The organism is Ruegeria arenilitoris (genome assembly GCF_013035315.1).
GTDB classification, from domain to species: Bacteria; Pseudomonadota; Alphaproteobacteria; order Rhodobacterales; family Rhodobacteraceae; genus Ruegeria; species Ruegeria arenilitoris_D.
Window position 1 is genome coordinate 144,683 of sequence record NZ_WQHP01000006.1, and the last position, 23,797, is coordinate 168,479.

Annotated in this window: 20 protein-coding genes; 11 read left to right on the forward strand and 9 right to left on the reverse strand. The window is 59.2% G+C overall.

Annotated features, from left to right (window positions below; translation table 11 throughout):
* The first annotated feature begins 177 nt into the window (after nt 1-177).
* Both GOV53_RS14535 and GOV53_RS14540 read left to right on the forward strand, forming a co-directional pair.
* A complete protein-coding gene (locus GOV53_RS14535; protein ID WP_170467765.1) occupies nt 178-2,652 on the forward strand; it encodes a CoA transferase in 2,475 nt (824 codons plus the stop codon).
* A gap of 6 nt (nt 2,653-2,658) precedes the next feature.
* Entirely contained in the window at nt 2,659-4,293 is a 1,635-nt protein-coding gene (locus GOV53_RS14540) for a N,N-dimethylformamidase beta subunit family domain-containing protein (protein ID WP_170467767.1), read from the forward strand.
* Nucleotides 4,294-4,376: 83 nt separating this feature from the next.
* Here GOV53_RS14540 and GOV53_RS14545 read toward each other — a convergent pair whose 3' ends face one another.
* The 5 genes from GOV53_RS14545 to GOV53_RS14565 form a co-directional block, all read right to left on the reverse strand.
* The gene (locus GOV53_RS14545) at nt 4,377-5,387 is read right to left on the reverse strand and encodes a DUF2955 domain-containing protein (RefSeq protein WP_170467769.1); all 1,011 of its coding nucleotides are present in this window, start codon (nt 5,385-5,387) and stop codon (nt 4,377-4,379) included.
* Nucleotides 5,377-6,441, reverse strand: a complete 1,065-nt coding sequence (locus tag GOV53_RS14550) for an HlyD family secretion protein (RefSeq protein ID WP_170429510.1) — start codon at nt 6,439-6,441, stop codon at nt 5,377-5,379. The genes GOV53_RS14545 and GOV53_RS14550 overlap by 11 nt, the downstream gene beginning before the upstream one ends.
* Nucleotides 6,438-7,517 carry an AI-2E family transporter gene (locus GOV53_RS14555; protein ID WP_170467771.1) on the reverse strand — a complete coding sequence of 360 codons (1,080 nt, stop codon included), beginning with the start codon at nt 7,515-7,517 and terminating at the stop codon, nt 6,438-6,440. The genes GOV53_RS14550 and GOV53_RS14555 overlap by 4 nt, the downstream gene beginning before the upstream one ends.
* Before the next feature lie 165 nt (nt 7,518-7,682).
* Complete coding sequence (locus GOV53_RS14560) at nt 7,683-8,009, reverse strand: potassium channel family protein (protein ID WP_254439295.1); 327 nt, start codon at nt 8,007-8,009, stop codon at nt 7,683-7,685.
* 245 nt (nt 8,010-8,254) lie between these two features.
* The gene (locus tag GOV53_RS14565; protein ID WP_170429518.1) at nt 8,255-8,857 is read right to left on the reverse strand and encodes a helix-turn-helix domain-containing protein; all 603 of its coding nucleotides are present in this window, start codon (nt 8,855-8,857) and stop codon (nt 8,255-8,257) included.
* Nucleotides 8,858-8,989: 132 nt separating this feature from the next.
* On the opposite strand from GOV53_RS14565, the gene glyA reads away from it, so the two are divergent.
* The 8 genes from glyA to gcvP all read left to right on the forward strand — a co-directional run bounded on the left by glyA (nt 8,990) and on the right by gcvP (nt 18,973).
* Nucleotides 8,990-10,258, forward strand: a complete 1,269-nt coding sequence (gene glyA, locus GOV53_RS14570; RefSeq protein ID WP_170467773.1) for a serine hydroxymethyltransferase — start codon at nt 8,990-8,992, stop codon at nt 10,256-10,258.
* Nucleotides 10,259-10,269: 11 nt separating this feature from the next.
* Nucleotides 10,270-11,652: a dihydrolipoyl dehydrogenase gene (gene lpdA, locus GOV53_RS14575; RefSeq protein WP_170467775.1), complete on the forward strand. Its 1,383-nt coding sequence runs from the start codon at nt 10,270-10,272 to the stop codon at nt 11,650-11,652.
* A 14-nt stretch (nt 11,653-11,666) separates the two neighbouring features.
* Complete coding sequence (gene lipA, locus GOV53_RS14580) at nt 11,667-12,611, forward strand: lipoyl synthase (RefSeq protein ID WP_170467777.1); 945 nt, start codon at nt 11,667-11,669, stop codon at nt 12,609-12,611.
* 24 nt (nt 12,612-12,635) lie between these two features.
* A complete protein-coding gene (locus GOV53_RS14585; RefSeq protein WP_170467779.1) occupies nt 12,636-14,006 on the forward strand; it encodes an alanine/glycine:cation symporter family protein in 1,371 nt (456 codons plus the stop codon).
* Between the two features lie 77 nt (nt 14,007-14,083).
* The gene (locus tag GOV53_RS14590; RefSeq protein ID WP_170467781.1) at nt 14,084-14,506 is read left to right on the forward strand and encodes a universal stress protein; all 423 of its coding nucleotides are present in this window, start codon (nt 14,084-14,086) and stop codon (nt 14,504-14,506) included.
* Nucleotides 14,507-14,519: 13 nt separating this feature from the next.
* Complete coding sequence (gene gcvT / locus GOV53_RS14595; protein WP_170468106.1) at nt 14,520-15,617, forward strand: glycine cleavage system aminomethyltransferase GcvT; 1,098 nt, start codon at nt 14,520-14,522, stop codon at nt 15,615-15,617.
* A gap of 17 nt (nt 15,618-15,634) precedes the next feature.
* Nucleotides 15,635-16,000, forward strand: a complete 366-nt coding sequence (gcvH, locus tag GOV53_RS14600) for a glycine cleavage system protein GcvH (protein ID WP_170467783.1) — start codon at nt 15,635-15,637, stop codon at nt 15,998-16,000.
* Between the two features lie 117 nt (nt 16,001-16,117).
* Nucleotides 16,118-18,973 carry an aminomethyl-transferring glycine dehydrogenase gene (gene gcvP / locus GOV53_RS14605; protein ID WP_170467785.1) on the forward strand — a complete coding sequence of 952 codons (2,856 nt, stop codon included), beginning with the start codon at nt 16,118-16,120 and terminating at the stop codon, nt 18,971-18,973.
* 32 nt (nt 18,974-19,005) lie between these two features.
* Here the strand turns inward: gcvP and GOV53_RS14610 are convergent, their stop codons facing one another.
* Nucleotides 19,006-20,274 (reverse strand): cytochrome-c peroxidase, encoded by a 1,269-nt coding sequence (locus GOV53_RS14610; RefSeq protein ID WP_170467787.1) that lies wholly within the window; start codon nt 20,272-20,274, stop codon nt 19,006-19,008.
* Between the two features lie 15 nt (nt 20,275-20,289).
* Here GOV53_RS14610 and GOV53_RS14615 point away from each other — a divergent pair, with 15 nt between their 5' ends.
* Entirely contained in the window at nt 20,290-20,760 is a 471-nt protein-coding gene (locus GOV53_RS14615; protein ID WP_170467789.1) for a tetratricopeptide repeat protein, read from the forward strand.
* 31 nt (nt 20,761-20,791) lie between these two features.
* Here the strand turns inward: GOV53_RS14615 and GOV53_RS14620 are convergent, their stop codons facing one another.
* Genes GOV53_RS14620 through GOV53_RS14630 form a run of 3 tightly spaced genes read right to left on the reverse strand, consistent with a single transcriptional unit; the run spans nt 20,792 to nt 23,755 of the window.
* On the reverse strand, nt 20,792-21,853 hold the full coding sequence (locus GOV53_RS14620) for a TRAP transporter substrate-binding protein (protein WP_170427707.1): 1,062 nt from the start codon (nt 21,851-21,853) through the stop codon (nt 20,792-20,794).
* Between the two features lie 24 nt (nt 21,854-21,877).
* The gene (locus GOV53_RS14625) at nt 21,878-23,167 is read right to left on the reverse strand and encodes a TRAP transporter large permease (RefSeq protein WP_170427704.1); all 1,290 of its coding nucleotides are present in this window, start codon (nt 23,165-23,167) and stop codon (nt 21,878-21,880) included.
* Entirely contained in the window at nt 23,168-23,755 is a 588-nt protein-coding gene (locus tag GOV53_RS14630; protein WP_170467791.1) for a TRAP transporter small permease, read from the reverse strand. It lies immediately after the preceding gene.
* Between the last annotated feature and the right edge of the window lie 42 nt (nt 23,756-23,797).

Genomic DNA, 23,797 nt, shown 5'->3' on the forward strand with positions numbered 1-23,797 from the left:
CCGCTGGCTGTCGGTCTTGCATGACGTACGGCCAGCAGCGATCAGGCAGTCAGGTCCAAACAAGCATAGTGTCAAAACTGCGCCATTTTTGTCGGGATTGGCGCAGTTTTGGTGACGCCTGCGCCCCTAGTCTCGGTCTCAATTGGAAGAAATGCTTCCGCGATTAAAGAGATCGACATGAATACGCGCCCATTGGAGCACATCCGGGTTCTCGACTTTGGACAATATTTGGCGGGCCCGCTCGTTGGCATGATGCTGGCCGATATGGGGGCAGAGGTGATCCGCATCGATCCGCCTGGTGGACCACGGCTGAAAGAACCGGCAACCGACATGCTATCGCGTGGGAAAACTGCGGTGACGCTGGACCTCAAAACGCGTGAAGGCCTTGCCACCGCTAAGAATCTGATCGCCCGATCAGACGTGGTGATCGAGAATTTTCGCCCCGGAGTTATGGAACGGCTGGGGCTTGGACCGCAGAACCTGCGTGCGATCAACCCGCGTATCGTTTCGCTTTCGCTTCCGGGTTTTGCATCCACAGACCCGGCGCTGGCCGACCTTCCCGCTTGGGAAGCGATCATTGCCGCGCGCACGGGTCAATTCACCGACATGGGATTGAACCGCCGCCTGATGGGGCTAAACCCGTCGTTCACACCTTTGACATTGGCTTCGGCTTACGGATCGGCGTTTGGGGCCATGGCGGTTCAATTCGCGTTGCTTGCCCGCGACGACAATGGCGGTGGGCATATCGAGGTACCGCTGGCCTCGGCGTTGCTAGAGGGGCTTGTCTACAATTGCGAGCAGATCGAGGACTATCCTGATCGTTACAAATCCCCGCGAGAGGTAGAACTGGATAGGCGCTCGGCCGAAGGGTTGCCGATGGACCTGAGCTTTGCCGAATTGGAAGAGTTCCTCGACCCGTTCTACCGCACCTATACCTGTGCCGACGGGCGTGGGTTCTACGTCGTCGCTGGCAGTGTGAAGACCCACCCGCGCCGTGTGCTCGAGACGTTGGGACTAAGTCAACTGGCCGACGAGCTGCCCGATTTCGATGCCTATATGGACAAAGCTGAATGGCCGGACGAGTGGTCGCTGCGGAACTATCCCGTGGGCGACAAGGACCGCGAGCGCGTATCCTCGGCAATGAAGGCGGCGTTTCTAACGCGCCCTTCGGACGAGTGGGAGGCACTGTTTGGCGCGGCCAAAGCACCGGCCACCGCGCAGCGATTCAGTCAGGAATGGTTGACCGATCCACATGCCTTGGCCTCGGGGCTGGTCGTTGAGGTGGATGATCCGCGCCACGGAAAGATGCGGCAGATGGGCAATGTTGCATGGCTTACAGGCGACGCGCGGGCATTGGACAAGCGACCGGGCCGAGGGCCGGACAGTGCGCCGATTGGCGACATTCTGGCGGAACCAAAACGATCCGGCGTCGTCGGCACAGGTAACAAAGGCTGGCTTGACGGGCTGAAGGTTCTGGATCTGACCAACGTGATCGCAGGGCCAACCATTGGCTCGACCCTTGCCCGGTTCGGAGCCAAGGTGACGTCCGTCCAGCCCGTTGATCCCTCGGTTGATCCTTGGAACACCGTGGTGTTCGGCCTGCACGCCCACCGAGGGAAGGACAGCATTCTGTTGAACCTGCGCAGTGAGGATGGGCAGGACGCATTGCACCGTCTGATTGCCGACAGCGATGTCATCACCATGAATGGAACAGACGAGCAGCGGGATGCGCTGGGACTGGACGAGGAGCGATTGGCCGCGATCAACCCCCGTCTGATACTGGTTCAACTGGACGCCTTTGGCGGCCCGGTGCGTGGCCCGAAGTCAGACCACTTGGGCTATGACGATCTTGCGCAAGCGGCGACCGGGGTCATGCTCCGATTTGGGGGCGGCATGCAAACGCCTGAAGAACACGCTCATTTCGGAACCATTGACGTTCTGACCGGGTACTGCGCCTGTGTCGCGCTGGGGGCTGCGCTGCTGCGGCTGGAACGAACCGGTAAAGGCGGTATCGCCCGCGCGGCTTTGGCCGCTGCCGGAAACCTGATCCAGGCACAGCTGATGTACGATTTTGACGGGCGCGCGCCCTTTGACGAACCCTCGGGCAGAGAGGCGCTGGGTTGGGGTCCATTCTATCACTGTTACCGGGCTGCAGACGGCTGGATGTTCTTTGCTGCGCCGACAGAAAAGCAGGGCGCCTTGCGCGCGGTTGCCGAGCTTAAGGATTTAGCTGATCTGCCCGAAGAAAGTTTGACCGGACCGCTGGAAGAACGCTTTGCCACCCGCCTTGCCGCCTATTGGGTTGATGCCTTTGCCGGTTCTTCGTCCACAGTCATACCGCTGGGATCTTTGCACGACACACGCGACGCGGCATTGCAACTTGAAAGCTCAGACGAGGTCGATTTGAACCGAGGCACGTTCAGCGCCATCCGCCATGATCTGCATCCGATGGGCCGTTGGTGCGATCTGGTTGCGCCCAATGCGGTGCGTCCATCCAAGGCAAAGATCACCGTCCCACGCCCGATGCCAAAATATGGTGCAGATACCCGTCGGATTCTTCTGGAATTGGGCTTCTCCGAGGAACGTATTGCGACCATGATCGAAACCGGTGCGGCCAGCCAAAGCTGGTCGGAAAAGTACCTGCCGGAATAGGTGAAAATGACGTCTTCAGAAGGACCATCGCCCGCCACGACGCCCCGCACCCGCGCCAAGGCGCGGCATATCCTCGACAACTACTACATCGGGCCAGCTCGGGACGACGCTGTGCTGGAGATTTGGGGCTACACGCCCCGCATGTCCTATGCGCCGGGTGAAACCGTGGCGCTGCATGTTTCGACCACTGCCGAAAAATGGGACTTTGAAGTTGGGCGGGACGGGTTGGTCTATGAACCGCTATTGCGGCAGCAAGGTTTGACCGGGTGCCATCAGGAAACGCCTGATGATTGCTCGGTCAAAGGGTGCGATTGGCAGGTCAGCCATCAGTTCACCATCCCAACTGACTGGCGTCCCGGCGGATACTTGATCACGTTATCCGCTGAACGGGATGGCGACCGTGTTGAAGAGCATCACCTGATCCTCGTCCGTAGCGACATCAATACCCCATCGCCGCGTATGGTAATGATTTGCGCGACGGGTACCTGGCTCGCCTACAACTGCTGGGGCGGCTCGAACCATTACGAGGGGATCACCGGACCGGAGGGGAACGCGTTCTCGCCAGTGGTCTCGACCCAACGCCCTTGGAGCCGCGGCTTTTGCAAACTTCCAACCGGTGCACCGCGTGCCGTGCCCGAGGTGCCTCATACCCCCGGCAACATGGTGCGTTACCCGTATATGGAGTGGGCCTATGCCTACGGCTATTCCAAGAAGTACGCGTCCGCAGGCTGGGCCAGCTACGAACGGCATTTCGCCCGCTGGCTCGAGGCGGAGGGGTTCGAATATGATATGGCCACGCAGCATGATCTTGAGGCCCAGCCGGATCTTCTGGATCGCTACAAATGCGCGGTCTTCGTCGGGCATGACGAATACTGGTCTGCCAACATGCGCCGATCGGTGGACCGTTTCACCGAGAACGGCGGCAAAGTGGCGCGGTTTGCGGGGAACTTCCTATGGCAAACGCGTATCGAGAATGAGGGGCGCACTCAGGTCTGCTACAAATACAAGGCCGATCAGGACCCGTTAAAAGGAACGGATCAAGAGCATCTGGTCACCGCCGCATGGGAAGTCCCCCCGGTCAATTGGCCCGGAGCCCGAACCTTTGGGGCGAATGGCCTCAAGGGCGTATACGCAGGGCTTGGACGCTGCGTGGGGCAGGGCAGCGGCGGTTTCACCGTGTACCGTCCGGATCACTGGGCACTGGCGGGAACCCAACTGGGATATGGCGATCAACTGGGGGCCGGCGCGCGCATATTCGGCTACGAGGTCGACGGGGTAGATTACCAGATGGAGGATGGCCTTCCCTTTGCCACGGGAAAAGACGGTGCTGATCCGAACATGGTGATCCTGGCGATGGGGCTGGCGACTAACATCGAACCTGACCACGGAATTTGGGGTGAGACCCTATACATCGGCGACGAGGACGCGCGGTTCAAAGCGAAGGCGCAATTCGGAGCCGATACGCCAGAGAATCTGGATCGCAGCAAGCGCGGAAACGGCGTCATCCTGCATTGGGAACGCGGCAAGGGAGAGGTTTTCACGGCCGGGACATGCGAATGGGTCATGGGCCTGATTTGCAAGGATCAACAGGTAGAGCGGATCACCCGCAACGTACTGAACAGGTTTTGTACAGCGGATTGATCGATTGACCAGGGGCGTGGCGGTCTAAGTTCCCCCACGCCGCAACCTGCCAGCTTCGATGTGTTGCCGCTGTGCATTTTGGATCAGTGGGCAAGATCGCGTTTTCTCTCAGGCCAGAACTCGTCTACGATGACATAGGCGATGATCACGAAGAAAGCGGCACTTGCGACCTGCAATACGCGCGTGATGCTTTTGACGTCCGCTTCGTCCGAAAAAGGCGCAATCGACCCACCATAAACAATCAGAACCGTTGTCAGCGCGGATCCGGCTGCTGCGGCCAGCGGGATCTTGGATTTTCCAAGTGCTCCGAGTGCAAAGCAGACGAACAAACTCAGCAATATAGGTGTCAGGATAACCGGCGCGATTACGTTGACCTCGTAGCAGACAATCGACACCGCTGCCCCCAAAAGGTTTGCCGTTAACATGGCTTTGGCGACCGCTCTACCCATTGACGGCATGGCTGCCAGTTGTTGGCTCAGAAGGGCGACAAAGAACAGAACCAACAAGGCCGACGCGCCGGACACAAAAAACGCTATGGCAAATGGAACCGTCACAAGGGACATTCTGACGATCCGCCGAAATGGGTCAAAGTCCGGTGCTGCATCGGCTTTCTTTTCGGCGGCGGTCTGAGGTTCAGCTGGTATCAACACAAACATCAGCGTCGATACAAAACCTGCAAAGAGCAGGTTCAACGGTATCCAGAACACGAGCACCAGAGCCAGATCCTGCGATTGCAAAACAAGGTTGGGGATCATCAAAGCCCCCATCAGGGCTATGACGCCGGGCAGAACTCCGGCCCCGGAAACGGACCATGTGAAGGAAAGGATGATCCCGATCGCCACTAAGATCAGAAAGACCACCGGGTAGGGCGCAAAGACTGACGACACCAGGAAAGCGATGAACATCAATCCTATCGAGAATACAAACAGCTTTGCGAATGCCGCCAACGGCAGTGCGGTGGGGGCTTGCAGGAACAGCGCGGTAAAGACTGCCCCTACAACCGCCAGTGGCCACCCCAGAAACAAGCCCAAGGCGAACACGCCGGTGACACCCAGCGCGAGCCGAGCAACGGATTTTTGGTCCTCAGTAGGCATAGGACAGGATTGAGACCAAACGGATATAGGTCCGACCGACGACATTCAGCAGGGAATTGTCGCTCAGGTACATGATAACATCGGCCTGCCCGTTGAGTTGAAAACGCAGATCGTCTTCGGCATTTCCGGCCTCATATCCCGGCAGGACGATCCGAACCGGGAACCGCTCGGGTTCGCGTAAGAAACCCTTGGTGCTAGGCGGGCTCGCTAATTGACCGGGTTCATCGCCACCGCTCAGGGACACGGCCGCGCTGAAGCTCTCGATCACGCCCGGAACGATCTGACCCGGATGCATGTCCAGCACGACGTCAACGGGGGACCCCACCCCAGCCCGGCCGAGGTTGTTTTCGGTAAAATACGCCTCAATCCAAACATCTGTCGCATCCAGAAATGTCAAAAGGTCCTGGCCGGATCGCGCATACGTTCCGGGTGCAATGAGCAGATTGGAAATGACACCTGTCGCCGGAGCACGTAGTTCCGTCCATTCAAGGTTTAGCTCGGCATCCGCCAAGGCAGCCAGTGCACGCTGGATTTTTGGGTTTTCAACCCCGTCGTCGCCCAACCGTTGCTTTGCTTTTTCCAGATCCGCTTTGGCGTTCTCATAATTCGCCTCAGACTCTGCCAGTTGTCCTCGGGCATCATCAGCCTTCGAGACGGCGATCAGTCCTTTCTTTTCCAGCGTGAAAACACGTTCGGTCTGAATGCGCATCGTATCCAGATCGCTCTGAGCCCTCGCAAGTTTAGCTTGAGCGGCCCTCACCTCAGCCGAGGACGCGCCCACCTCCTGCGTGGCTGCTTCAAGATCAGCTTCCGCCTTGTCGCGTTCAATTTCGTAAGGCCGCGAGTCGATCCGAACCAGAACATCACCGGCCGAGACGACCTGACCGTTTTCGACAAGAACCTCGGTCACTGTTCCGGTGACTTGCGGAACGATCTGGGTCGCAATGGCTTTCACGCGGGCGTTCCCGGTAAACGGCGTTTTTCGGTCAGCAACAAGGTACCAGATCAGGAAGACAAGTATGACGGCCAGAGTGGTCCAAATGGTCTTTCTCATTCCGCCGCTCCTTCAGCAGCGCCATCGGGTTCTGCGGGCGCGTCGATCCAGACCTTGAACAGTTCATAAAACACCGCGAACAGAACCGGACCCATGAAGATGCCGATCAGTCCGTACGCCATCATACCGCCAAGAACACCGATCAAAATGACCAGCATCGGGGTCTCAAGCCCTTTGGAAATGAACACCGGCCGTAGGAAACTGTCCATAATCGCGACGGGAATAGCCAGTATCGTGAAGATCAACGCTGTGCCGCCGGACATGGTGCTCCAGGCGTAGATGATGACCGGCAAAAGAACCAAGCCGGGCCCGATCTGAATGATCGAAAGGATCAGGCAGATGAATGCCAGTGTAGCGGCCGAGCCTATCCCGAACAGCGCCAACAATACCCAAACGACGACCGCCTGAATCGCAGCCACGCCGATCACACCCTTGGTCACATTGCGGATCGTTGCGCCGGCCAGTGTCACGAATTCGCCGCCGCGGGGTGCAAATACCCGGTTGGCAAAGCGCTGAAGACCCTGCACCAGAGTTGGCCCGGGGCTGAAAAGGGCCCCCATGATCAAAACGGACAGAGCCAGTGCCAAGAGCCCAAGTCCTATGCTCAGAACCCTTCCGAACAGGGATTTGGTGACCTCAAGAATCTGAGCGCCATACTTGGCAAGCGCACCATCGAGGTTTCGTTCGAACAAACCCCAGACTTCGGCGATCTTGTTTCCGACCAGCGGCAGTTCATTGAGACCCTCGGGTGCCGGTGGGATTTTTAACTCGCCCTTGTCCGCTTGTTCCGCAAAATCAGATCCAAGCTCGGCAGCTCCAGATACCGCCGTTGCGACCGGCCCCAAGGTCAGAACAAGGCCCAGCAAAACCAGTATCGTGGTGGCGAGTTTCTTGCGCCCTCCCAATTTGGACTGCAGCCAGTCGAAGGCAGGGTAGAGGGCAACGCACAGGATCGTCGCCCAAATGACTACACTTGCCAGCGGTGCAACCATTACCAGCGCGCTGTAGAGGAATAATCCGAGAAACAGCAGTCTTATCGCGAGATCTACAATCTTCGCGTCCTGGGTCTTTTCCATACCATCCCTCCAGTGTTTGTTTTCTGAATGTTACACTCAAAAAACACGATGTGTATATTATTTATATTGTAGAGGGCGCTAGCACCCTGAACACACGGGTTTTGCCGGGCCGCGGCGCTGAACTGCGCAGCCGATGCAGGGTCTAAGTGTGAACGCGTTTCGGCTTTATTTTTCGGCTTTTTCGTCGTCCTGGGACAGGATCGTGTCCGCAACTGTGGTCGCTGCGGTCACGAAAATGCCGAGGCCAACGATGATATACACCATCGTAAAAATTTTCCCCGCTGCCGTTTCAGGAGAAAAGTCGCCAAATCCCACCGTCGATATCGTCACGACCGAGAAATAAATGGAATCGAGCCAACTCCACCCTTCGACGTAGTGGTAGAAAATCGACGCCCATAAGATCATGCCGGTTGTAAAGGCCAGAAGGCCTTTGACCCGACCATCTTTGAAAGCGACCCCTATCCCTCGGGTTATTCTTGTGAGTGAGTTCATAGCACCATTCTTCCGATTGATGCATCGACACATAGCATTTGGTGAATTATTCGGGAAGTATGCGATTTTCTGGACTATTTAAGGCCAGCCAACTTACGGTGGATTAAAAACCCTAGACTTGGATGTCTTCCCACACATTGGCCGAATAAGCCCGGAGTTCGATTGAGCACGGATTGGTTTCAACGCTCAGCAACCGGTCCGGTTCTTGCTTTGACAGGTGGTCCTTCGATACCTCAGGCAAATAGCTATTCCAGCGACACCCACAAAACACGCGCGTCTTCTTCGCTGGTCGAAAGGCAGCCGTGCCCCATGCCACTGTCGTAATACAACGAGTCACCAGCCTTCATTGGCAAAGGTCGATAGTGTTCTGAGACGAAGATCAGTTCTCCGCTGATGACATACATGAATTCCTCACCAGTGTGTCGGATCCAGTTTTCAAACTCGGATACATCGCGCGCTTTGATCGTGGCGATATAGGGCAGCATTCGTTTGCTGGTGAGTTCAGGGCACAGCAATTCGTGTAGATAGGTGGGTGTATCGCGCATTTCGCCAGAACCTTTGGGCGTGAAATCGCGACGTCCTGATATGCCGGTCTGACCCGACTGCAGGAACAATTGCGGGGTGCTCATATCCAGTGCTTGCGTCAGTCTTCGGACAATATCGAAGCTGGGGCGTGTCTGGTTGTTTTCGATCTTGGAAAGCGTCGAGCGACCGATTCCCGCGGCCCGTCCAGCTTCTTCCAAAGTCCACCCTTTTGCCCGGCGCGCGTCCCTGATCGAGCGCCCCAAAGCCGCGCCTTCGTCTTGATCTTCCGGTCCGATGGCGTCGTTCAGGTTGTCATCGGTCATAGAAATCTCCCTGATTTTCCGCAGGTTACCTATTTCCCCGCACTTAAACAACTTCACAAATTCGAGATACCCGTTGCCTTAAGGGACAGAATTCCACTATAGGAAACAAAATTTCGTACTTGGGATTCGAGTATGAGGGAGGAAATCGTGTTTACAAAGTCACTCAAGGATGCAGATCCCGTTATCGCCGCGTCGGTTGCACGTGAGGGCAAGCGCCAGGCCGAACAGATCGAGCTTATCGCGTCCGAGAACATCGTCTCGCAGGCAGTGATCGATGCGCAGGGTTCCGTACTCACCAACAAGTATGCCGAAGGGTACCCCGGCCGTCGTTATTATGGCGGTTGCGAGTATGTAGATGAGGTTGAGGTTGAGGCAATCGAGCGCCTCAAGAAACTGTTCGGCTGCGAATTCGCGAATGTTCAGCCACACTCTGGCGCTCAGGCGAACGGAGCCGTCAAATTGGCGCTGCTCAGCCCCGGCGACACGATCCTTGGCATGTCTCTGGATGCCGGTGGTCACCTGACCCATGGTGCCAAGCCAGCCCAGTCCGGGAAATGGTTCCACCCGGTTCAGTATGGCCTGACCGAAGCGGGGCTGATTGATTATGATCAGGTCGAGGCGTTGGCCAAGTCTGAAAAGCCCAAGCTCATCATCGCGGGCGCATCAGCCTATTCACAAAAGATCGACTTTGCACGGTTCCGAGAAATCGCCGACGAGGTCGGTGCATGGCTGCTGGCCGATATGGCCCATATCGCGGGTCTGGTTGCGACCGGGCTGCACCCTTCGCCAATCGGCCATGCGCATGTGGTCACCTCTACCACTCACAAAACCCTGCGCGGGCCGCGCGGTGGGATCATTCTGACAAATGACGAGGCGTTGGCGAAAAAGATCAACTCGGCCGTTTTCCCGGGTTTGCAGGGTGGCCCCTTAATGCACGTGATCGCTGGCAAGGCCGTTGCCTTCGGCGAGGCGCTCAAGCCTGAGTTCAAGGAATACATGCAGCGCGTTGTGGACAGCGCATCAGCTCTGGCGAACGTCATGATGGCGCGTGGCTGTGACATCGTCTCGGGTGGTACTGAAAACCACCTGATGCTGGTCGATCTGAGGCCCTTGGGTGTCACCGGTAAGGACGCCGAAGCCGCGCTGGAGCGTGCCGGGTTTACCTGCAACAAGAACAGCGTGCCGGGTGATCCGGAAAAGCCGACAGTCACCAGCGGGATTCGTCTTGGAACCGCTGCGGGCTGCAGCCGCGGGTTTGGACCGGAAGAGTTCAAGCAAATCGGCCACTTGATCGGCGACGTACTGGACGCCTTGGCGAACTCTCCCGAGGGGGACGCGACCGTCGAAGCCGAAACCCGCGGGAAAGTGCGCGCCCTGTGCGCCAACCATCCGATCTACTGAAAGAACAGCCAATGAGCATCTACGACCTCTTCGTCATCGGGGGCGGCCCCGGCGGATATGTTGCTGCAATCCGTGCCGCCCAGCTGGGCATGAAAGTGGCCTGCGTGGAAGGACGCGGTGCTCTTGGCGGAACCTGTCTGAATGTGGGGTGTATACCCTCCAAAGCGCTGCTGACCTCCTCGGCCAAATATGCCGAACTTGCACACCTCTCCTCCCATGGCATTGCGGTCGAGGGGGCCAGCGTTGATCTGGGCGCGATGATGGGTCGCAAAGACAAGATCGTCGGTGATCTGACCAAAGGAATCGGATTTCTGTTCAAAAAGAACGGTGTCGAGCTGATTGAAGGCTGGGCCAGTATTCCAGCGGATGGTCAGGTCAAGGTTGGCGACGATATTTTTGAAGCCAAGAACATCCTGATTGCGACCGGTTCAGAGCCGACACCGCTGAACGGGATCGAGATTGACGAAGCAGATGTGTTGAGCTCGACGGGTGCACTGGCGATGGACACCGTCCCGGACCATCTGGTCGTTGTTGGGGCCGGCGTCATTGGATTGGAACTGGGACAGGTCTGGGCCCGCTTGGGTGCGAAGGTCACTGTCGTGGAATACCTGGATCGCGTTCTGCCCGGGATCGATGGCGAGATTGCGAAACTGGCGCAGCGTGCGCTCAGCAAGCGCGGGCTGAAGTTCCAGCTGGGGCGCGCGCTGAAGTCCATCGAAAAGAGCGGCGCTGGACTGACGCTCACATTGGATCGGGTCGGTAAAGACAAGGAAGAGGTGATCGAGGCTGACAAGGTTTTGATCGCCGTCGGACGTCGGCCTGTAACGCGCGGGCTGGGGCTGGAAGAACTGGGGATAGCTCTGGACCCGCGCGGCTTTGTGCAGGTGGATGGTAGCTTCCGCACGTCGGTTCCCGGCATCTATGCAATCGGCGACTGCGTCCCCGGTCCGATGCTGGCCCACAAGGCCGAAGAGGACGGCGTCGCTTGCGTTGAAATGCTTGCAGGGCAGGGCGGTCACGTTGATTACAACACTGTTCCGGGTGTTGTTTACACCGACCCCGAAGTCGCCTCGGTCGGTCTGACGGAAGAGGCCCTGAAAGAGGCAGGTACCGAATACACAGTCGGCAAATTTGCCTTCATGGCGAACTCGCGCGCGCGGTCGACTGGTGAAACAGACGGCGCGGTCAAGGTTTTGGCCGATCCCAATGGGAAAATCCTGGGCGCGCATATCTGCGGGGCCCATGGAGGTGACCTGATCGCCGAGCTTGTTCTGGCCATGACGAAAAACGCCACTGTCGCCGAGGTTGCCGCAACCTGTCACGCACACCCGGCCATGGGTGAGGCGGTCAAGGAAGCCTGCCTCGACGCCATGGGCCGTGCGATCCACGCCTGAGTGAGGACAGCCAGATGACCATCCAGCTTCGCCCGCGTCACCCTGAGAAGGCCAAGAAGGCCGACAGTGTCATCCCGCGAAAGCCCAAGTGGATTCGCAAGAAAAAGATCGACGGCCCTGAGTATTACGAAACCCGCCGCCTGATGCGCGACCACAATATGGCGACGGTGTGCGAAGAGGCGGCATGCCCCAATATCGGCGAATGCTGGTCCAAGCGTCACGCCACGATGATGATCATGGGCGAGGTCTGCACCCGCGGCTGTTCCTTCTGCAACGTTGCCACTGGCCGCCCCGATGCTCTGGATGCGTTCGAGCCGGGCCGCGTCGCGGCGGCGGTCAAAAAGCTGGACTTGCGCCATGTGGTGATCACGTCGGTCGACCGCGATGATCTGGCGGATGGCGGAGCCGAGCACATCGCTCAGACCATCCGCGCTGTGCGTCATCAGAACCCTGGTACAACGGTCGAAGTCCTGACCCCTGACTTTCTGGGCAAAGGCTCTGCTCCAGATCTCGTATTTGAAGCGGCGCCGGATGTTTTCAACCACAATCTGGAAACTGTGCCGCATCTTTACCCTACGGTACGTCCCGGCGCGCGGTACTATACGTCGCTGCGGCTGCTGGACGACGCAAAACGCGCCAACCCTGAGGTTTTCACCAAATCCGGCCTGATGGTGGGCCTGGGTGAAAGCCTGAATGACGTGCGGCAGGTCATGGATGACCTGCGTGCGGCGCAGGTCGATTTTCTGACCGTTGGTCAGTATCTGCAGCCGACCCCGAAACATCACCCAATCGACCGGTTCTGGACACCGGAGGAGTTTGCCCAACTGGAACAGATCGCGCGTTCCAAGGGCTTCTTGCACGTGTCGGCGACCCCGCTGACCCGTTCGTCGTTCCATGCGGACGAAGATTTTGCCGCCCTCAAGCAAGCCCGCCAGCGGGCCATCGCCACCGGGGCATAACCAAACGCAAATGGGAGGGAATCCATGGAAGCGTTAAATTCAATCGTAGGGGCCATCAATGGCGTCGTGTGGGGGCCGGTTATGCTGGTTCTCATCCTTGGCGTCGGCTTCTTCCTGCAGGTGGGGCTGAAATTCATGCCGATCCTGCGTATCGGCAAGGGTTTCAGCTTGCTGTTCCAAGGCCGCGAGGGTCAGGGCGAAGGGCAGATCAGCCCGTTCAACGCGCTGATGACCTCGCTGTCGGCGACCATCGGTACGGGTAACATCGCCGGTGTGGCCACTGCTGTCTTCCTGGGCGGTCCGGGTGCATTGTTCTGGATGTGGATGACCGCCCTGGTGGGCATGGCCACCAAATATGCCGAAGCTGTCTGCGCGGTGAAATACCGCGAGAAGGACGAGCTGGGCAACTATGTCGGCGGTCCGATGTACTACATCAAGAACGGCCTCGGCGCGAAATGGGCCTGGCTGGGCGTAGCTTTCGCTCTGTTCGGCGCCATCGCGGCCTTTGGCATCGGCAACGGCGTACAGGCCAACGGTGTGGCGCAGGTTCTGGAATCGAACTTCGGCGTGAATACTTCGGTCACCGGCGTTGTTCTGATGATCCTGACCGCAGCCGTGATCCTTGGCGGCATCACCCGCATCGGTGCGGTTGCCGGTAAACTGGTTCCGGCCATGGCGATTACCTACATCGTCGCTGGTCTTCTGGTTCTGATCATCAACATCGGCAACATCGGTCACGCTCTGTCGCTGGTCTTCACCTATGCCTTCACCCCATCGGCCGCCGAAGGCGGTTTTGCAGGTGCGGCAGTCTGGGCGGCGATCCGTTTTGGTGTGGCGCGTGGCGTCTTTTCGAACGAAGCCGGTCTGGGCTCTGCTCCGATCGCGCATGCCGCAGCTGAGACCAAAGGCCCGGTCAACCAGGGTCTGATCGCGATGCTGGGTACGTTCATCGATACCATCATCGTGTGCTCGATCACCGGTCTGGCAATCATTTCAACAGGTGCATGGACATCTGGTGAGTCGGGTGCGGCCTTGACCTCATTGGCGTTTGCATCGTCGCTGCCGGGTGGCGGGGCTCTGATCGCAATCGCTCTGTCGATCTTTGCCTTCACCACCATCCTCGGCTGGTCGTTCTACGGCGAGAAATGCGTCGAGTTCCTGTTGGGCGTCAAATCGCTGATGCCGTACCGCATCCTGTGGATCGTGGCGATCTACTTCGGCGCAACTGCGGATCTGGGCTTCATCTGGCTGCTGGCAGACACGCTGAATGCCATGATGGCTATCCCGAACCTGATCGCTCTGGCCCTGCTGAGCCCGATCGTCTTCAAACTGACGAAAGAGTTCTTTGCGTCGAACGGTCAGTCCGAAGAGCCGGGCGGCAAGCCTGCCGAGTAATCCGGTCCTGAGAAAAACGGGGGGCCGACCCGGCCCCCCGGCTTTGAAACAAATTTTATTTCTCGAGGAGAGACGAGATGGCCACGAAAATCCTGCTGCCGATTGACCACACCGACGACCGTTCGTGGAAGAACGCCCTGCCGCTCGCATTGGAACAGGCCAAGTTCTATGGCGCTGAACTGCATGTGGTTGCTGTCATCCCCGAGATCATCCAGCTGCCGAACCTTCCTGCCAATTATGGCGCAGGCGCCAAAGAGCATGTGCGGGGCGCGGTTCAGGCTATTCTGGATCATGGCAATGTCTCCGACGTGGCAATCCACGTTGAAGAGGGCAGCGTCTACCGCGAAATTCTGAAGCTGGCCTACAAGGACGGCTTTGACCTGATCGTCATGGCGTCGACCAAAGGCGATTTCCCGAACTATGAGATTGGCCCGAACCTCGCGCGTGTCGTGCGCAACGCGCATTGCACCGTCATGGTCGTTCGTGACCAATCTCGCTGATCGAAAGGCTAGAATTATGACCGCATTAAAGCGCACGCCCCTCCATTCTTTGCATGTAGAGTTGGGTGGTAAGTTGGTTGATTTTGCTGGGTGGGAGATGCCTGTTCAGTATCCTTTGGGGATCATGGGAGAGCATAAGCAGTGTCGTGAGAAGGCGGCGTTGTTTGATGTGTCTCATATGGGGCAGGTGATCCTGCGGGGCGAACATGTGGGTGAGAAGCTTGAAGCTTTGTGCCCGCAGGCCTATGCGACGCTGAAGGAAGGCAAGGCGCGGTACGGGTTCTTCACGAACGCGGAAGGCGGGATCATGGATGACCTGATCGTGTCGAATGCGGGCGATCATTACTTTGTGGTGGTGAACGCGGCGCTGCGCCATCAGGACATTCCGCATATGAAAGCGAACCTTGACGGCGTTGAAGTGACCGAGATCTTCGACCGTGCGCTGGTTGCTGTCCAAGGTCCTGCGGCGGAAAACGTGGTGGGGGAACTCTGCCCGGCGGCGCGCGACCTGAAGTTCATGGAAACCACCGTGGCCGATATCAACGGCGTCGAATGCCGCATCTCGCGTCTGGGCTATACCGGCGAGGACGGGTATGAGATCTCGATCCCCGAGGACAAGGCGATTGAGATCAGCAAGGCTTTCCTGGCCCATGAGGATTGCGAAGCGGCGGGCTTGGGCGCGCGCGACAGCCTGCGGCTTGAGGCCGGTCTGTGCCTTTATGGCAATGACATCGACCAGAGCACCTCGCCGATCGAGGCCAGCCTTGGTTGGGCGATCCAGAAGCGCCGCAAGGAAGAAGGCGGCTTCCCGGGTGCAGACCGCGTGCAGAAGGAACTGGCCGAAGGCCCCGCGCGCAAGCTGGTTGGCATCAAGCCCGAAGGCCGCGCCCCGGCGCGTCAGGGGGTTGAGATCCAGTGCGCCGAGGGCAATACGATCGGCCAGATCACCTCGGGCGTGTTTGGCCCCACGGTCGGTGGACCGGTGGCGATGGGCTATGTGAGCAAGGGTCATGGTGAACCGGGCGAAACGGTGAACCTGATCATCCGGGGCAAGGCGCAACCGGCGCAGATCGTGGCGCTGCCCTTTGTCACTCAGAATTACAAGCGTTGAAGTCAGGAGAGAGAGACATGGCAACCTATTATTCCGAAGAGCATGAATGGCTGTCCGTTGAGGGCGACACCGCCACGCTGGGCATCACCGCGCACGCGGCTGAACAGCTGGGCGACGTGGTCTTCGTCGAGCAGCAAGAGGTCGGTGACGAGTTCGAGAAAGACGGCGAGATCGGCGTGATTGAATCCGTCAAGGCCGCGTCCGAGCTCTATGCCCCGGTCGATGGCGAGATTACCGAAGTGAACGAGGCGCTGGCCGACAACCCCGGCGCGCTGAACGAAGACCCCGAGGGCGAGGCCTGGATCTACAAGATCAAGATCGCGGATGCCTCGCAGCTTGAGGATCTGATGGACGAGGCCGGCTACAAGGCCTTCATCGGCTGAGCCTCTGCAGGGGTCCTGACCGGGACCCCACCCATCCGTCCGGGCCGGACCGGCCCGCATTCTACCGGAGGCTTTCGCGGCCTCCGCCGGACCTGACTTATTCATAGGAGCGCTGCAATGGCCTTCAAACTGACCGACTACGAAGCCTATGACTTTGCCAATCGCCGCCATATTGGCCCGTCGCCACAAGAGATGGCGGATATGCTCAAGGTGATCGGCTTCAAGACACTGGACCAGCTGATCGACGCGACCGTCCCGCCCGCGATCCGCCAGAAGGAACCGCTGGACTGGGGTCCGGCGATGACCGAACGCGACGCGCTGTTCCACATGAAAGAGGTGGCGAGCAAGAACAAGGTTCTGACCTCGCTGATCGGTCAGGGCTATTACGGCACCACCACGCCTGCACCGATCCTGCGCAACATCCTGGAAAACCCGGCCTGGTACACGGCCTATACGCCGTACCAGCCCGAGATCAGCCAGGGCCGTCTTGAGGCGCTCTTGAACTTCCAGACCATGGTCAGCGACCTGACCGGGCTGGACGTGGCCAACGCATCCTTGCTGGACGAAGCCACCGCAGCGGCTGAGGCCATGGCGATGGCCAAGCGTGGTGGTCGGTCCAAGGGCAACAACGCGGCCTTCTTCGTCGACAAGAACTGCCACCCGCAGACCATCGCGGTGATCAAGACACGGGCCGAGCCTCTGGGCATCGACGTGCAGGTGGGCGATCCTGATCAACTGGATGCGGGCGCGGTCTTTGGCGCGATCTTCCAATATCCCGGCACCCATGGCCATGTGCGTGACTACACCGCCGAGATCGCGGCGCTGCATGAACACAAAGCCATCGCCATCGTCGCTGCCGACATCCTGTCGCTGGCGCTGCTGAAGTCGCCCGGCGAGATGGGCGCGGACATTGCCATCGGCTCGACCCAGCGCTTTGGCGTGCCGATGGGCTATGGCGGCCCGCACGCGGCCTATATGGCGACTACCGACAAGCTGAAGCGCGCGATGCCGGGCCGGATCATCGGTGTGTCGATCGACAGCCGCGGCAACAAGGCCTACCGCCTTGCGCTGCAGACGCGTGAGCAGCACATTCGCCGCGAGAAGGCGAACTCGAACGTCTGCACCGCGCAGGCGCTGCTGGCCGTCATTGCCTCAATGTATGCCGTGTATCACGGCCCCGACGGCATCAAGGCCATCGCGCAATCGGTGCACCGCAAGACCTCGCGTCTGGCCGCTGGTCTGGAAGAGGCGGGTTTCTCGGTTGAACCCGAGGTCTTCTTCGACACCATCACGGTCGAGGTCGGCCATCTGCAGAAAACGGTGATGGAGGCCGCCGTGGCGCGTGGCGTCAACCTGCGCAAGGTCGGTGAGACCAAGGTCGGCATCAGCCTGGACGAACAGACCCGCCCCGAGACCATCGAGGCCGTCTGGGGGGCCTTTGGCATTGATCGCACCGACGACAGCTCGAACAAGCAGTACCGCCTGCCGGATTACGCGCTGCGCGAGACGCCCTATCTGACCCACGAGATCTTCCACAAGAACCGGGCCGAGGCCGAGATGACCCGCTATATGCGCCGTCTGGCCGACCGCGACCTGGCGCTGGACCGGGCGATGATCCCGCTGGGGTCCTGCACCATGAAGCTGAACGCCACGATCGAGATGATCCCGGTCACATGGCCCGAGTTCGGCAACCTGCATCCGTTCTGCCCCGAAGATCAGGCGCAGGGCTATCACGAGATGATCGCCGATCTGAACGACAAGCTGTGCCAGATCACCGGCTATGACGCGATCTCCCAGCAGCCCAACTCGGGCGCGCAGGGGGAATACGCAGGCCTGCTGACCATCCGCAACTATCACTTCGCCCGCGGCGAAGGGCACCGCAATGTCTGCCTGATCCCGACCTCGGCGCACGGGACCAACCCGGCCTCGGCGCAGATGGTGGGCTGGCAGGTTGTGCCGGTGCAATCGGATGAGAACGGCAATATTGATCTGAATGACTTCCGCGCCAAGGCCGAGAAACACTCGGATCATCTGGCCGGGTGCATGATCACCTATCCGTCCACTCATGGCGTGTTCGAGACCACCGTGCAGGAGGTCTGCCAGATCACCCATGACCACGGCGGTCAGGTCTATATCGACGGCGCCAACATGAACGCCATGGTGGGTCTGTCGCGCCCCGGTGACATCGGCGGAGACGTCAGCCACCTGAACCTGCACAAGACCTTCTGCATCCCCCATGGCGGTGGCGGCCCCGGCATGGGCCCCATCGGCGTCAAGGCGCATCTGGAAGAGCACCTGCCCGGCCACCCGGAATACGGCACTGCCGTGGGTCCGGTCTCGGCGGCACCCTTCGGGTCTCCGTCGATCCTGCCGGTCTCATGGGCCTATGTGCTGCTGATGGGCGGTGCGGGTCTGACCCAGGCGACCAAAGTGGCGATCCTGAACGCCAACTACATCGCCGCACGTCTGCAGGATGCCTATCCGATCCTCTACACCTCCGAGTCCGGCCGTGTGGCGCATGAATGCATCCTCGACACCCGTCCGCTGGACGAGGCGGCGCATGTGACCGTGGATGACGTCGCCAAACGTCTGGTCGATTCAGGCTTCCATGCGCCGACCATGTCCTGGCCGGTCGCAGGCACCCTGATGGTCGAGCCCACCGAGTCCGAGCCCAAGGACGAACTGGACCGCTTCTGCGACGCCATGCTGTCCATCCGCGCCGAAGCGCAGGACATCATCGACGGCAAGATCGACGCGGAAAACAACCCGCTGAAAAACGCCCCCCACACGGTGCGCGATCTGGTCGGCGACTGGGACCGCCCCTACACCCGCGAACAGGCCTGCTTCCCTCCAGGCTCCATGGGCGTCGACAAATACTGGTCCCCCGTCAACCGCGTCGACAACGCATATGGCGACAGAAACCTAATCTGCACATGCCCTCCAATGGACGCATACCAAGAAGCCGCTGAGTAACGACAACCCCCGCTGAAAAGCGGGGGTTTTTCCTAAGGTTCAAAGCCTTCGGGCACGCCGAATGGCGGCGAGTCCACGCTGGCCCCCGTAAGCGCGTTCAAAAACGCCACGAGGTTTTGAATTTCAGCCTCTGACAATGCCAGCGGATCGATGTCGATCTTTTTGCGCACGCGCTGCATCTCAAGCTGATCCTGCCAGACGACGAAATCCGCCTTTTGCAACCAAGGCACACTGGGCAAAGCCGCCATTTCAGGGGTCCAGTTTGTGAAACTGTCCGCAGGGTTCAGGTGGTGACGGATCATGCTCTCAAGATCCGGAAAGGCCCCGTTATGTCCATATGGGGCCGTCAGTGCCACGTTGCGCAGCATTGGAGTGCGGAAGCGGTAGGCATCCTCGACCCTGTCGCTTTCCCCCATGCGCCCGACGTCGCGCACGTAAGGATCCCATTGCCGGGTGCGGCCGGGGCCAAAGGGTGGAACGGCCAAAGCGTGAAAGCCCTGATCCGACATCAACGGGCCAGAATGGCAGGTGACACAGCGGGCCTTGCCGTAGAACAACTCCATCCCGTCTTTTTGGACCGGGGACAGCGCGTTCGGGTCTCCCGCGAGATATTGATCGAACGGGCTGTCGGTGCTGCGCCACTCGACCGCCATGAAGGCAGCTAATGCGTTGGCGATCTGGGTGATCGTGATGTCTTCGGTCTTCGTGACTTCATCAAACGCGGCGACAATGGCAGGACCATAGCGTGGATCGGTGCGGACGCGTTTGGCCAGGATCGGCCATCCCTTGTCGATACGATCATGCACTGCGCCGGTAACCTGGTTTTCGGCCACATTCCCGGCCATTTCGAACTGCGAGGTCAGCGGGAACAGAGCCTGCGCGGCGAGGAGCGAGTTCAATCCCTCGGGCAGCCACTCCTGCGCCGGAGAGTTGAAGCCGTTGCCGTAGACGTCCGAGATGCTCAGCCGTCCATCGTGGAAGACCGTGTGTATTTCCTTGGCCCCTAGGTTCCAAAGTCCCGGAGAATTGCGGGGGATACGCTTGCGGATCTTGTCTGCGCCAACCCCAGGCGTGCGGTCCGGCCCCAGACCTTGGCCGCCTTCGCCGATCCCAAGCGATAAACCGTCCGAAGTGCCAAAGTCCGGGTGGTGGCAATGGGCGCAGCTGATGTTCTGATTGCCCGACAGGATGGGGTCGTAAAACAGTTGATGACCAATGGCGGCCTGGTCCATATCAAAGGGGAAGAAATCATCATCCGTCAGCGGGCGCGGCAAGTCCTGTGCTGCGGCGGCTCCGGCCAACAGGAAAGTAACCCCATGCGCCAGATTGTATTTGCCCTTTGTTGTCTTGCGACTCCGGCGATGGCCGAATTGGAGCAGGCCCGCGACATGATGGAAGCCGGAGAGTTCAAAGCCGCGCGTGAAGAACTGATGCCAGCCGCCCGGTCGGGAAATGCCGAGGCTGAAGAGCTGATCGGCGTCATGTACGGACTTGGGCTGGGGGTTGAGCAAGACTATGAGCGGGCGTTTGAATGGTATCTGCGCGCCTCGATGAAGGGGCACCCGGGGGCCCAATCCGGTGTCGGCTGGTATTATGAGCTGGGTCTGGGCATGCCTGCGCCCGATCTGGTCAGGGCGTATATGTGGTACACGCTCAGCGCGATTGGAGGCGATCCCGACGCGGCGATCAGCCTTGAAGAAGTGGTCAAGAAAATGTCGCCGGAGCAAATCGAAAGGGCGCATGTTCTGGTGAATGACTACAAAGGGTGGATGTACCCGTTTCGGTAAGGGCCGGGCCTTTAGGCCCGACCCACTATGCTTAGTTCAGGTCCGCATCGCGCGAGGCGTTAACGTCCGCTTCGGCTGCAGCCACAGCCTCGGTCAGAGCAACAAAGATCTCATCCCCGCGGGCAACGTTGGACTGGAACCAGTCATAAACGGGCGTTGCAGCCTCTTTGAACGCGGCCTTCTGATCCGGGGTCGGAACATAAAGGTCGCCGCCACCGGCTACGAAATCTTCATATGCCTGGATCGACTTGCGCTTGGGCGAAGCAAAGGTGGCTTGCTGCAGGGCATAGAACCCATCGACAACAACGCGACGCATGTCCTCGGGCATCTCCTGGAACTTGGCGTTGTTCATCCACCACAGCGCGCCCATGTAGGCGTGGCCATCCAGCGTGACATATTGCAGACCCGCATCAGGGAATTTCATGCCCATGATGTCGGTGATCCCGTTCTTGGACCCTTCGACTACACCGGTTTGGAAGCTGGTGAACAGTTCGGGCCACGGGATCGGGGTGGGCGAGGCACCCAGCGCCTTGACCAGTTCTTGCGGCAGGTCGGCAACCACGGTGCGGATTTTCAGACCTTCCATATCCGCAGGTTCGGCAATGCGGCGCTGCGTGTTGGCAAAGTTGCGCCAGCCACCGGTGTTGCCGATGGTCATCAGACGGATCGCTCCACCGGAATCTTCCAGCGCCATATCGCGCATTGTGCGGGTGAAATCGCCTGACAGGACATGCTCGGCAATCCGGTCGTCGGCCATCAGATAAGGCAGGTCCAGAACCTGAACGTAAGGGAAGATGCCCGAAGCGCCGCCCGAGGTCGAAATGTAGATATCGATGGTCCCGTCCGCGACACCCTGCAGACACTCGGCCCCGTTGGAGCAGAGTTGCGTACCGATGAACAGCTCAACCTCGATCGCACCGTTCGATGCGGCCTCGACATAGTTTTTGAAGACGACCAGACCGTCATAGTCCTCGTCGTTTTCATTCGAGTTTGCAGTCGCGCGCAGAGTGTAATCGGCGGCTGTCGCGGCCATGGCAGACGCGGCCACCAGCGACGTGGCCACCGCTGCGGTTTTGATGAAAGATCTGAGCATGCGTTTCCTCCCTATGGAACTCAGTTAGTTGGCAAATCCCGTTATCCTCGGGATCGTCATGGATAGTGCGGGGATATAGGTGATCAGGAAGATCACTATGATTTCGACCGCTAAGAACGGCAGGATTGCCTTGGCAATGGTTTCAACCTTTTCGCGCGACACGGCGGCCGCCACGAATAGGACAAGCCCCATCGGCGGCGTTGCCAGACCCACCGTCAGGTTGACGCTCATGATAATGGCGAAATGGATCGGGTCTACGCCAAGGCTGGTGAAGATTGGGCCCAGGATCGGACCCAGGATGATGATCGCGGGGCCAGCGTCCAGGAACATGCCGACGATGAACAGCAGCAGGTTGATCAGGAACAGCAGGATCAGCGGGTTTTCAGACAGGCTGAGGATCAGCGAAGCCAGTTGCTCGGGCGCGTGGCTAAGGCTGACGACCGTTTTGAACGCCATCGCGGCCCCGACCAGCAGCAGAACAACGGCCGAAGTCAGACCTGCATTGCTGAGGATTTCCGGCACCTCTTTCAGGGTCAGCGTCCGAAGGATAAAGAACCCGATGATAAAGGCATAACCAACGGCAACTGCGGCTGCCTCGGTCGGGGTAAATATCCCGCCCAGAATACCGCCCAGAATGATCACAGGTGTCAGGAGCGGGAAAAACGCCTTGAGGCTGGCCTGACGACGTTCGCCCCAAGTGTACTTTCGACTGGCGACGGGGAAGTCGTACTTGTCCGCCATAAACTTGATCATCAGCATCAGGCCAACGCCGACCATCACGCCTGGTACGATACCGGCTAGGAACAGGGCCGCGACGCTTTCGCCCATGACATAGGCGTAGATGATCATGATGCCCGAAGGCGGGATGATCGGCCCGATCACCGAACTGGCCGCCGTAATCGCGGCAGCGAAGCGACGGGTATATCCCTGTTTCTCCATCGCCGGGATCAGCATCGACCCCAGCGCCGACGTGTCGGCCACTGCCGAACCAGACAGGCCTGCAAAGAGGATCGAACTGAGGACGTTCACATGCGCAAGACCTCCGCGCAGATGCCCCATCAGGGCCTGGCTGAATTCAACCAGCCGCAACGTGATGCCGCCCCGGTTCATCAGTTCTCCGGCCAGCATGAAGAAAGGGATCGCCATCAGCGGAAAGCTGTCCATGCCGTTATAGACATTGCGATACAGCAGCGTGATATCGTTGGTCTGGCCGTTCAGCCACAGCAGAATGCCGGGGGCTGCCAGCAATGCGAAAAAGACCGGCAGGCCGATCAGCAGGAACACCAGAAATGTGGGTAGGAACCATATCAGCATTTATTCAGCCCCCACCGGTGCGTCGGCAATATCGGGCAGCAGATGACCGCCGCCCAAAAGTGTTATGAAAGCGCGCAGGATCAGCTCGATATTCACCGAAATCAGCAGGATCACCCCGACCAGCAACGAGGCCATCATCCAACTGCGCGGAATGCGGAACCATTCGTCAAATCCAAAAGAGGTCGGAAGATACAGCGCGGCTGTAGCGAACTTTCCGCCAAAGCCCGTGACTTCGGACCAGCCGATGTTCACGGCGACCAGAAGGACGGCCAAGGATACCAACAAAAGCAGAATGTTCAGGATCTGCCCAACGGCGCGCGGCAGCATCAGGGGCACCATGTCGATGGCGACAAACCCGCCGCGCCGAAAGGCTGTGGGGGCCATCAGGCCGGTCATCCACAGCATGCAGAACCGCGCGGCCTCGTCCGGCCAGGGCAATGCGTTGCCGAGCACGTATCTGAAAAACACCTGAATCAGGATGGCGATAACCATAAGCGCAATCGCAACGACACCAACCGCACGGCCCAATCGCAGCACGGTTTCATTCACAAACGCGATCGGCGCCAGCACCGATGTCAATCCGCCCATGCGGATCCTCCCTTTTCAGCCGCAGGTTTTCCCCGCGACAGT